Origin of the sequence: Nocardia farcinica (assembly GCF_029867845.1) — a bacterium.
In the GTDB taxonomy this organism is placed as follows: Bacteria; Actinomycetota; Actinomycetes; order Mycobacteriales; family Mycobacteriaceae; genus Nocardia; species Nocardia farcinica_A.
Genome location: NZ_JARWRU010000094.1, coordinates 1 through 9,900, shown reverse-complemented (window position 1 = coordinate 9,900; position 9,900 = coordinate 1). Strand labels below are relative to the sequence as shown.

Here is a 9,900-nt window from a genome sequence, read left to right as displayed (position 1 = left end):
CCCGGACAGCATGTGGGCGCGGCGCACCAGCGCCACCGGCACCCCGGCCGCCTCCGCGACGGCCTCGGCGACCAGTGCGGTCAGCGCGCCCTGGCGCAGCTCGCCGGTGAGCAGCCGAGGCAGGTACTCCTGCTCGGGCGCCGTCGCCGCCGACCACAGCTCGGCCAGCAGGTCCTTGCGCCGCGCGCCCGAGCCGGGACCGGACTCCGCGGCCACCCGGTCGCGGATGGACTCGACCGCGCCCACGCTGATGCGGGGCAGCGCGGCGGGCGGGGTGGCGTCCAGCCCGGCCAGCGTGCGCCAGCCCGCGCCGAGGCGCCCCTGGGTCAGTTCACCGGACAGCCACGCGGTGACCGGCCCCACCTCGGCGGGCGCGGCGGCGCGCAGCAGTCCGGCCAGGGCGGCGATCTTCGCTTTCCTTGACCGGGTCGACCGCACAGCGGCCGAGGTTCGTACGACGTCGGCGAACAGCACACATTCACGGTAACCGTGCCGGGGCGGCGCACCGGGGAGCGCGATCGCGCGCGCTGCTCGCAGCACTGTTAATTACGCGTTGGCAGGGCTGCGAAAGCGGCTCTAAACTGGCCGAATGGCCAAGACCTATGTGGGAGCGCGACTGCGGCAACTGCGCACCGAGCGCGGCCTGAGTCAGGTCGTGCTGGCCCAGCAGCTCGAGATCTCGGCCAGTTACCTCAACCAGATCGAGCACGACGTGCGCCCGCTGACGGTGCCGGTGCTGCTCAAGATCAGCGAGGTCTTCGGCGTCGACGCCACCTTCTTCTCCTCCCAGGACGACACCAGGCTCATCGCCGAGCTGCAAGAGGTCGTGATGGACCAGGAGCTCGGCATCGAGGCGGACACCCAGGAGATCGCCGAGATGGTCTCCGCCCACCCGAGCATGGCGCGCGCCATGGTGGCCATGCACCGCCGCTACCGCAACACCAGCGCCCAGCTGGCCGCGGCCACCGAGGACCGCTTCTCCGACGGCGCGGGCAGCGCCACCATCTCCAAGCCGCACGAGGAAGTGCGCGACTACTTCTACCAGCGGCAGAACTACATCCACGAGCTCGACACCGCCGCCGAGGAACTGACCAACCGCATCCGCATCCACGGCGGCGACATCGCCAACGGGGTCGCGCGGCTGCTGCGCGAGCACGGGGTGCGCATCATCGAGCGCATCGACCTCGGCGAGGGCGTGCTGCACCGCTACGACCCCGAGTCGCTGCGCCTGGAGATCTCCCCGCATCTGTCCGGCGGGCAGCGCTCGTTCAAGCTGGCCGCCGAGCTGGCCTACTTCGAATGCGGCGAGCTGCTGGAAAAGCTGGTCGAGGACGGCAACTTCGCCTCCGAGGACGCCCGCAAGCTGGCGATGCTCGGTCTGGCCAACTACTTCGCGGCCGCCACCGTGCTGCCCTACACCCACTTCCTCGAGGTCGCCGAGGACTTCCGCTACGACATCGAGCGCCTGTCGGCCTTCTACTCGCAGAGCTACGAGACCATCTGTCACCGCCTGTCGACCATGCAGCGGCCGTCCCAGCGCGGTGTGCCGTTCTCGTTCGTGCGGGTGGACCGGGCGGGCAACATGTCGAAGCGCCAATCCGCCACCGGTTTCCACTTCTCCTCCAGCGGCGGCACCTGCCCGCTGTGGAACGTCTACGAGACCTTCGCCTATCCGGGCAAGATCATGACCCAGATCGCGCAGATGCCCGACGGGCGCAAGTACCTGTGGGTGGCGCGCACCGTGGAGCGCCGCGCGACCCGCTACGGCCAGCCGAGCAAGACCTTCGCCATCGGCCTGGGATGCGAAGTGCGCCACGCGAGCCGGGTGGTCTATGCCGACGGCATCGACCTCGATCAGGTCAAGGCCACCCCGATCGGCGCGGGCTGCCGGGTGTGCGAGCGAGCCAACTGCCCGCAACGCGCATTCCCGCCGCTGGGCAAAACTCTCGACATCAGCGAGCATCGCAGCTCCGTGTCGCCCTATGTCCTGAAGTAGCGGCCCGTATCCCGCGGGGCCGCAGGGCCTTTCCCGCGAAAAAGCGGCCGTTTCCTGCGAGAATCGAGTCCGAACCGGACACAACGGACGTTTCGTTCACAGAACCGAAACATCGGCAACCCACTTGTCACCGACAGATATTCCGGCGCAACAACAGCTGGCTACCGTTCGCAGCACGGATACAGCCGTTGTATACGCCAGAAGGGTTCGCCACATGTCACATCCACGTTCCACTCGCAGGCAGAAGTCCCGCCGCGTGAGCAAAGCGCTGGTCGTCCCGACCGCACTCGCCCTCACCGGCCTCCTGCTAACGGCCTGTGGCGCCAAGGACGACGCCGACTCCGACGTTGCCGCCGCCTCGTGCGTCGACACCTCGGGCCCCACCATCAAGGTCGGCTCGCTCCACTCCCTGTCCGGCACGATGGCCATCTCCGAGGTCACCGTCGCCAACTCCACCAAGCTGGCGGTCGACGAGATCAACGCCGCGGGCGGTGTGCTCGGCAAGCAGATCGAACTGGTGCTCGAGGACGGCGCGTCCGACCCGAAGACCTTCGCCGAGAAGGCCGAGAAGCTCATCAGCTCCGACTGCGTCGCCGCGGTCTTCGGCGGCTGGACCTCCTCGAGCCGCAAGGCCATGCTGCCGAAGTTCGAGAGCCTGAACTCGCTGCTGTACTACCCGGTGCAGTACGAGGGCCTCGAGGCCAGCAAGAACATCTTCTACACCGGCGCCACCACCAACCAGCAGATCGTCCCCGCGCTGGACTACCTCAAGGAGAAGGGCGTCAAGTCCCTCTACCTGGTCGGCTCGGACTACGTCTTCCCGCAGACCGCCAACCGCGAGATCAAGGCCTACGCCGAGGCCAACGGCATCGAGATCAAGGGCGAGGACTACACCCCGCTCGGCTCGACCGACTTCTCCACCATCGTCAACAAGGTCCGCACCGCCGACGCGGACGCGGTGTTCAACACCCTCAACGGTGACTCCAACGTCGCCTTCTTCCGCGAGTACACCAACGCCGGCCTGAAGGCCGCCGACATGCCGGTGGTCTCGGTGTCCATCGCCGAGGAGGAGGTCGCGGGCATCGGCGCGCAGAACATCGCGGGCCAGCTGACCGCCTGGAACTACTACCAGACCGTCGACACCCCGGAGAACAAGGCCTTCGTCGACGCCTACAAGGCCGCTTTCGGCGCCGACAAGCCCACCTCCGACCCGATGGAGGCCGCCTACGTCTCGGTCTACCTGTGGAAGGCGACCGTCGAGAAGGCCGACTCCTTCGCGGTGGCCGACATCCAGGCCGCGGCCGACGGCGTGAGTTTCGACGCCCCGGAGGGCAAGGTCACCATCGACGGCTCCAACCACCACATCACCAAGACCGCCCGCATCGGCGAGATCCGGCCCGACGGCCTGATCTACACCGTCTGGGAGTCCGACGGCCCGATCGACCCGGACCCGTACCTGGAGACCTACTCCTGGGCCGACGGTCTGTGATCTAGGAGCGCTGACCTGACGTGGATGTGATTGTCGGACAACTCTTCACCGGATTGAGCCTCGGCTCGATCCTGCTGCTCGCCGCTCTCGGCCTGTCACTGACCTTCGGGCAGATGGGCGTGATCAACATGGCCCATGGGGAATTCATCATGGCCGGCTGTTACACGACCTATGTCGTGCAGCAGGTCATCAGCTCCGCCGGCGTCTCGCTGTTCGTCTCGCTGGCGGTCGGATTCCTCGTCGGCGGTGCGCTGGGCGCGGCGCTGGAGATGGGGTTGATCCGCTGGATGTACGACCGGCCGCTGGACACGCTGCTGGTGACATTCGGTGTGGGCCTGGTATTGCAGCAGCTGGCCCGCGACATCTTCGGCGCACCGGCCAAGAACGTGCTGGTGCCCGACTTCCTCGGCGGCGGCGTCGAGATCCTCGGCGCCGTCGTTCCGAAGACGCGCATCTTCATCCTGGTGCTGGCCGTCGTCGCGGTGACGGCGCTGGCAGCAGTGCTCAAGGCGACGCCGCTGGGTCGCCGGATCCGGGCCGTGGTGCAGAACCGCGGCCTGGCCGAGACCAGCGGCGTGTCCAGCCGATTCACCGACATCAGCACCTTCTTCATCGGCTCGGGCCTGGCGGGCGTGGCCGGTGTGGCGCTGACGCTGATCGGCTCCACCAGCCCGACCATCGGGCAGAGCTACCTGATCGACGCGTTCCTGGTGGTCGTGATCGGTGGCCTCGGGCAGATCAAGGGCACGGTCATCGCGGCCTTCGCCCTCGGCCTGCTCAATTCCTTCATCGAGTACTCGACCACCGCCTCGATCGCGAAGGTGATCGTCTTCGTGATCATCGTGATCGTGCTGCAGGTCCGCCCGCAGGGTCTGTTCACGGTCCGCACAAGGAGCCTGGCATGACCTCACTCATCGGATCCGTGCGGGACCGGCTCGGCGGATCGGGCCGCGAGTCCTCCTCGCTCACCGTGCTCGCCGGCTTCGCGGTCGCCGCCATCCTGCTGTTCGCGGTGGCGCCCGCGGTGCTCAGCGACTTCCGGCTCAATCTGCTCGCGAAGTTCCTGTGCTTCGCCATCGTGGCGGTCGGCATCGGCCTGGCCTGGGGGCGCGGCGGCATGCTGACCCTCGGCCAGGGCGTGTTCTTCGGCCTGGGCGCCTACATCATGGCCATGCACATGCAGCTGGCCGACGCGGCGAGGATGAAGCAGGACGTGCCCGGCTTCATGCAGATCGCGGGCATCAGGGAGCTGCCGACGCTGTGGCAGCCCTTCGCCTCCGCGCCGGTGACCATCATCGCCATCCTGGTGCTACCCGGCCTGGTGGCCGCGGTGCTGGGCTACGGCGTGTTCAAGCGCCGGGTCAAGGGCGCCTACTTCGCCATCCTGAGCCAGGCGCTCGCGGCGGCGATGGCGATCCTGCTCACCGGCCAGCAGATGCTCGGCGGCTTCACCGGCCTGTCGGACTTCCGCGCCTTCTTCGGCTTCAAGCTCTCCGACCCGGCCAACCGGCAGATGCTGTTCTTCATCGCCGCGGGCACCCTGCTCGTGGTGGTGGCCATCGCCCGCCAGCTGATGCACAGCCGCTACGGCGAGCTGCTGGTGGCGGTGCGCGATCAGGAGGAGCGGGTTCGCTTCCTCGGCTACGACCCGGCCAATGTCAAGATCCTGGCCTACGTGGTCGCCGCCTTCTTCGCCGGCATCGCGGGCGCGCTGTTCACCCCGATCGTCGGCATCATCTCCCCCGCCGACATCGGCATCGTGCCCTCGATCGCCTTCCTCATCGGCGTCGCGATCGGCGGCCGCACCACTCTGCTCGGCCCGGTGCTCGGCGCGATCGGCGTGGCCTGGGCGCAGACCAGCCTGTCCGAGCAGTTCCCCTCGGGCTGGACCTACCTGCAGGGCATCCTGTTCATCGTCGTGGTCGGCTTCATCCCGGCCGGTCTGGCCGGCATCTGGCCGATGGCCAAGGGATTCGTGCAGACCCGCCTGAGCACGCCCACCGGGCCGGACGCTCCCGCCGCCGCGGCCGCAGGCAAGCCTGCGCCCGCCGCCGGGAACGGCGCGGCGAGGGCCGATGCCGACACGACCGGCGGCGACGCCGCGGATCCGGCGAAGAACGAATCCGACGACACCACGCCGGACGAAGAGCAGAAGGTGGAATCGCGATGACCGCCCCCACACAGCAGCCGCGGATCGGCGGCAACGCAGGCATGGACAGCGAGTACCTCGAGATCCGCGGTCTTTCGGTCACCTTCGACGGCTTCAAGGCCGTGTCCGAGGTCGACCTGACGGTCTTGCAGGGCGACCTGCGGTTCCTCATCGGCCCCAACGGCGCGGGCAAGACCACCCTGATCGACGCCATCACCGGCCTGGTCCCCGCCACCGGCTCGGCGCAGAAATCCGGCGCCGAACTGCTCGGCAAGAAGGTGCACCAGATCGCCCGCCTCGGCGTCGGACGCACCTTCCAGACCGCCAGCGTCTTCGAGGAACTGTCGGTGTTGCAGAACCTCGACATCGCCGCGGGCGCCGGCCGCTCCTTCCTCACCATGCTGCGCAGGCGCAAGTCCGTGCTGCCCGCCATCGAGGAGGCGCTGGAGACCACCGGCCTGGCCGATCTGCGCGACAGGCCCGCGGGCGTGCTCGCCCACGGCCAGAAGCAGTGGCTCGAGATCGGCATGCTGCTGGTGCAGAACGCCTCGGTGCTGCTGCTCGACGAGCCGGTCGCGGGCATGAGCGCCGAGGAGCGGGAGGAGACCGGGAACCTGTTGCGCCGCATCGGCGCCGAGCGGGTGGTCGTGGTCGTCGAGCACGACATGGAGTTCATGCGCCAGTTCGCCACCTCGGTGACGGTGCTGGCGGGCGGCAAGGTGCTCAGCGAGGGCACCGTGGAACAGGTGCAGGCCGACCCGAAGGTGCAGGAGGTCTACCTCGGCACCGCCGCGGCCATCGGCACCGAACTGGAGACCGAGACCGACGCCGCCACCACCGCCGCCACCGACGCCGCCGACACGGCGGCGAGCGACGGCGCGCCCGTCCTGGAGAAGGAGGCCTGAGCATGCTGGAGCTCGTCGACGTCAAGTCCGGCTACGGACGCACCGAGGTCATCCACGGCGTCTCCCTGACCGTGCCCGACGACAGCGTGGTGGCCATCATGGGCCACAACGGCGCGGGCAAGACCACCCTGTTGCGCACCGCGGTCGGGCTGATCGGCACCAAGTCCGGCGAGATCCGCTTCGACGGGGAGAACATCACCAAGTTCGCCCCCTCCAAGCGGGTCAAGCGCGGCATCGCCTATGTGCCGCAGGGGCAGCAGAGTTTTCCCCAGCTGACCACAGCCGAGAATCTGCAGGTGGTGGCCGACGGCCGCAAGCGCGGCAAAGCGCTGATCGACGAATCGCTCGATCTGTTCCCGGCGCTGCGCGAGCTGCTCGACCGCAAGGCGGGCCTGCTGTCCGGTGGTCAGCGCCAGCAGCTGGCCATCGCGCGGGCGCTGATCACCGAGCCGAAGCTGTTGATCCTGGACGAGCCGACCGAGGGCATCCAGCCGTCGGTGGTGGCCGAGATCGAGCGCACCATCATCGATCTCACCAAGCGCGGTGGTCTGAGCGTGCTGCTGGTCGAGCAGCACATCGGCTTCGCCCTCCAGGCCGCGCAACGCTACTACGTGCTCGAATCGGGCAGATCGACATCGAGCGGCGAGGGCGGCAAGGGTGCGGAATCCGCGGTGCGCGCCGCGATGGCGATCTGAGCCGGCCATGATGGCGCGCCGGGGGCGGGTGCCGCTGGGTGAGAAGGTCTATCACCAGCTGCGCCACGATCTCGCCTCCGGCGCGGTCGTGCCGACCGAACGCCTCAGCGAGGAACGTCTCGCCGGCGCCTATGGCGTCTCCCGCACCCCCGTGCGCGAGGCGCTGGCCCGCTTGCAGGCCGACGGCCTGGTCGAACGCCAGGCCGACGGCCTCTATCCCTACCGTCCTCGCCTCGAGGATCTCGACGAGCTCTTCGAACTGCGGATCACCCTGGAGGCGCGCGGCATCGAGCGGGTGACCGGCAAGCGCCCGGTCGCCCGTGCCCCGCGCACCCACGATCTCGACGAGGTGCGCGCCCAGCTGCGGCACTGGCGGCGGTTGCGCGATGACCCGCCCGCGCCGAGCGTCGGGTTGCTCACCGAGGACGAGCGCTTCCACACCACCCTGCTCGCCGCGGCGGGCAACACCGCTCTGGCCGAGGCCCTGCGGTCGGTGCACGTGCGGCTGCGCCCGGTCAGAATGCTCGATCTGCCCACGCCCGAGCGCATCACCGACATGATCGCCGAGCACATCACCATCGCCGAGCATCTGCTGGCGGGCGACCCCGAGACCGCGCTGGCGGTGCTCGTCGCGCACATCGAGTCCTCGCGCGCCCACGTGCTGACCCGCACCGAGCACGCCCTGGCGATGGCCGAACTCGGCCGGGCCGTGCGGGATTGAGCCCGATCACCAGCCGGTGACGGCCAGCGCGAAGACCCCCGTCGCCAGCAGCACCACGACACCCGCGCAGATTCCGGCGAGCAGTCTGCCGCGCCGGAACAGCGCCTCGGCCACCCAGTACACCGCGCCGAGGAACAGGATCGGCAGCACCGCGAGCAGCAGGATGGCCGCGACGGGCCCGAGAATCCAGCCCGCGGCGCGGAATCGGCCCCACAGCGTGCCGAGCGCCAGCGGGACCACCACGCTCCCGGCGAGACCGCCGAGGAATGCCCGCACCGGACCACCGCCGATCCACGGCACGCCGGGAACGGTCGCGGTGACCGCGCCGATCCGCAGCGTCTCCACCCCGGCCAGATCCAGCGTCGACCAGACGCCGAGCACCGCGACGGCTGCCGCGGACAAGCACAGCACGGCGAGGTAGTACCAGCGCCGCGCCGGACCCCAGTCCACCTGCCGCCCGTGGAACATGGTGGCGGCGGTGACCGCGGCCCACACCAGCCAGGCCCGCACGATCGGCGTGCCGGTGGCGATCATGGCGTCGCGGAAGACGCGGTCGGCCTGATCGCGGGTGACAGTGCGGCCGGGCGCGTAGTAGCTCGCCGCCTCGCCGGGCGACAGCACCAGCCCGTCGTGCAGGATCGCCGCGGGCAGGTGCGCCCCGGTCTTGGGCACCAGCCAGGTCAGGAAAGCGGGCACCGAGGTGAGATCGGTGGTCCAGTCCAGCTTCGCAGGCACCACGATCGGGCCGAGTTCGGAGTCGCGATAACCGATCCGGCGCAACAATCGGAACCGTTCGCGCCCCCGCTCGTCGACATCCCTGACCATGCGGAGCGTGAGATCGCTTGTCCAGCGGGCGGTGTCGAGGTCGACGCCGACCACGCTGAAGAACGGCCCACCCTCGTCCTCGACTGTGATCTCCATCACCGAATGGTGTCACCGGGCGGGCAACACCCCAGCACCCCCACGCCGCCTGCGACGAGAATGCAATACGTGATCACCGAACACGTCCTCCTGCCCGTCGTCCCCGGCCGCGAAGCCGACTTCGAAGCCACCTTCGCCGAAGCCCGCACGATCATCGAATCGATGCCCGGCTTCGGCGGCCTCACGCTCTCCCGCTCCGTCGAGAACCCCGGCAGCTACCTGCTTCTCGTCGAATGGGAACGCATCGAGGACCACACCGAAGGCTTCCGCAACTCTCCCGAGTTCCAGCGCTGGAAGGAGCTGCTGCACCACTTCTACGACCCGTTCCCCACCGTCGAGCACTTCACCCGGATCGCCTGAACCCACGTCCGTCAACCGGAACGGCAACCCGCCGAACGCAACACCTCCCACGCCGCCGACGTGTTCGCCGGCGCCTGCTGACAGAGGGCGTCCCAGCCCTTCGCCGCCTCGCCGGTCGCGAACCGCAGTTCCCAGTGATCGCGCCCCGCGGACGGCGCGACACGATCCCCTGCAACAGGCGCCCTGTCGATGACATGCCCTTCTGGACGGCAGGCCGGGTCAGCGGCCGCCGGTGGGTGGGGTGGTGGCGCCGGGGAGACCGCCGCCGACGCCGCCGACATCGGTGATGGTCCAGTCGGAGGCGCGGTCGAGGGTGACGGTGTAGGTGGCGGTGGCGGCGACGCCGTCGGGGGTCTGCTTGCTCTTGGAGGTCATGTCGACGAAGACCTGCACCACGTAGCGGTCGCCCTCGGCTTCCGACAGGTCGGCGGCGAGCAGGCGGGCGGTGGCGGTGTACTCCATCTGGCTCAGCCAGGGGCCGACCACGTCGACGGCGGCGTCGAGCTTGGGGGCCAGCTGTGCGGTGACGCCCTCGGTGAGCGCGGCGCGCCAGGCGTCCAGGTCGCGATGGTCGACCTCGGAGACGCGCAGGGCGTACCGCGCGGCGGGCGCCCCGGCGGCGGGCCCCCCCACCCCGCCGGGCAGGGGGGGGGGCCCTTAGTGG

At 69.4% G+C, this 9,900-nt stretch carries 10 protein-coding genes and 1 pseudogene; 8 read left to right on the top strand and 3 right to left on the bottom strand.

The features are described from left to right. A pseudogene (locus QH283_RS01730) lies at positions 1 to 474 on the bottom strand (ATP-dependent DNA ligase); the annotation flags it as partial. Positions 475 to 589: 115 nt separating this feature from the next. Here QH283_RS01730 and ramB point away from each other — a divergent pair. The 7 genes from ramB to QH283_RS01695 all read left to right on the top strand — a co-directional run bounded on the left by ramB (position 590) and on the right by QH283_RS01695 (position 7,955). Next, positions 590 to 1,996, top strand: a complete 1,407-nt coding sequence (gene ramB, locus QH283_RS01725) for an acetate metabolism transcriptional regulator RamB (RefSeq protein ID WP_280501259.1) — start codon at positions 590 to 592, stop codon at positions 1,994 to 1,996. A gap of 214 nt (positions 1,997 to 2,210) precedes the next feature. Continuing rightward, on the top strand, positions 2,211 to 3,485 hold the full coding sequence (gene urtA, locus QH283_RS01720; RefSeq protein ID WP_280501258.1) for an urea ABC transporter substrate-binding protein: 1,275 nt from the start codon (positions 2,211 to 2,213) through the stop codon (positions 3,483 to 3,485). Positions 3,486 to 3,505: 20 nt separating this feature from the next. Beyond that, positions 3,506 to 4,390 carry an urea ABC transporter permease subunit UrtB gene (gene urtB, locus QH283_RS01715; protein ID WP_280501257.1) on the top strand — a complete coding sequence of 295 codons (885 nt, stop codon included), beginning with the start codon at positions 3,506 to 3,508 and terminating at the stop codon, positions 4,388 to 4,390. Continuing rightward, a complete protein-coding gene (gene urtC / locus QH283_RS01710) occupies positions 4,387 to 5,655 on the top strand; it encodes an urea ABC transporter permease subunit UrtC (protein WP_280501256.1) in 1,269 nt (422 codons plus the stop codon). The genes urtB and urtC overlap by 4 nt, the downstream gene beginning before the upstream one ends. Beyond that, the gene (gene urtD / locus QH283_RS01705; RefSeq protein WP_280501255.1) at positions 5,652 to 6,539 is read left to right on the top strand and encodes an urea ABC transporter ATP-binding protein UrtD; all 888 of its coding nucleotides are present in this window, start codon (positions 5,652 to 5,654) and stop codon (positions 6,537 to 6,539) included. The genes urtC and urtD overlap by 4 nt, the downstream gene beginning before the upstream one ends. A gap of 2 nt (positions 6,540 to 6,541) precedes the next feature. Beyond that, complete coding sequence (urtE, locus tag QH283_RS01700) at positions 6,542 to 7,234, top strand: urea ABC transporter ATP-binding subunit UrtE (protein ID WP_280501254.1); 693 nt, start codon at positions 6,542 to 6,544, stop codon at positions 7,232 to 7,234. A 10-nt stretch (positions 7,235 to 7,244) separates the two neighbouring features. Then, positions 7,245 to 7,955 (top strand): GntR family transcriptional regulator, encoded by a 711-nt coding sequence (locus tag QH283_RS01695; RefSeq protein WP_280501260.1) that lies wholly within the window; start codon positions 7,245 to 7,247, stop codon positions 7,953 to 7,955. Between the two features lie 6 nt (positions 7,956 to 7,961). Here the strand turns inward: QH283_RS01695 and QH283_RS01690 are convergent, their stop codons facing one another. Beyond that, a complete protein-coding gene (locus QH283_RS01690) occupies positions 7,962 to 8,876 on the bottom strand; it encodes a DUF1353 domain-containing protein (RefSeq protein ID WP_280501253.1) in 915 nt (304 codons plus the stop codon). Between the two features lie 69 nt (positions 8,877 to 8,945). Between QH283_RS01690 and QH283_RS01685 the strand changes: the two genes are divergently transcribed. After that, on the top strand, positions 8,946 to 9,236 hold the full coding sequence (locus QH283_RS01685) for an antibiotic biosynthesis monooxygenase family protein (protein WP_280501252.1): 291 nt from the start codon (positions 8,946 to 8,948) through the stop codon (positions 9,234 to 9,236). A 219-nt stretch (positions 9,237 to 9,455) separates the two neighbouring features. Here QH283_RS01685 and QH283_RS01680 read toward each other — a convergent pair whose 3' ends face one another. Beyond that, positions 9,456 to 9,869, bottom strand: coding sequence for a hypothetical protein (locus tag QH283_RS01680; RefSeq protein ID WP_280501251.1), 414 nt, complete (start codon positions 9,867 to 9,869; stop codon positions 9,456 to 9,458). Positions 9,870 to 9,900: the final 31 nt, after the last annotated feature.

Coding starts and splice junctions, on each gene's coding strand:
- ramB (WP_280501259.1), top strand. CDS start 590: ATGGCCAAGACCTATGTGGGAGCGCGACTGCGGCAACTGCGCACCGAG.
- urtA (WP_280501258.1), top strand. CDS start 2,211: ATGTCACATCCACGTTCCACTCGCAGGCAGAAGTCCCGCCGCGTGAGC.
- urtC (WP_280501256.1), top strand. CDS start 4,387: ATGACCTCACTCATCGGATCCGTGCGGGACCGGCTCGGCGGATCGGGC.
- urtD (WP_280501255.1), top strand. CDS start 5,652: ATGACCGCCCCCACACAGCAGCCGCGGATCGGCGGCAACGCAGGCATG.
- urtE (WP_280501254.1), top strand. CDS start 6,542: ATGCTGGAGCTCGTCGACGTCAAGTCCGGCTACGGACGCACCGAGGTC.
- QH283_RS01695 (WP_280501260.1), top strand. CDS start 7,245: ATGGCGCGCCGGGGGCGGGTGCCGCTGGGTGAGAAGGTCTATCACCAG.
- QH283_RS01690 (WP_280501253.1), bottom strand. CDS start 8,876: ATGGAGATCACAGTCGAGGACGAGGGTGGGCCGTTCTTCAGCGTGGTC.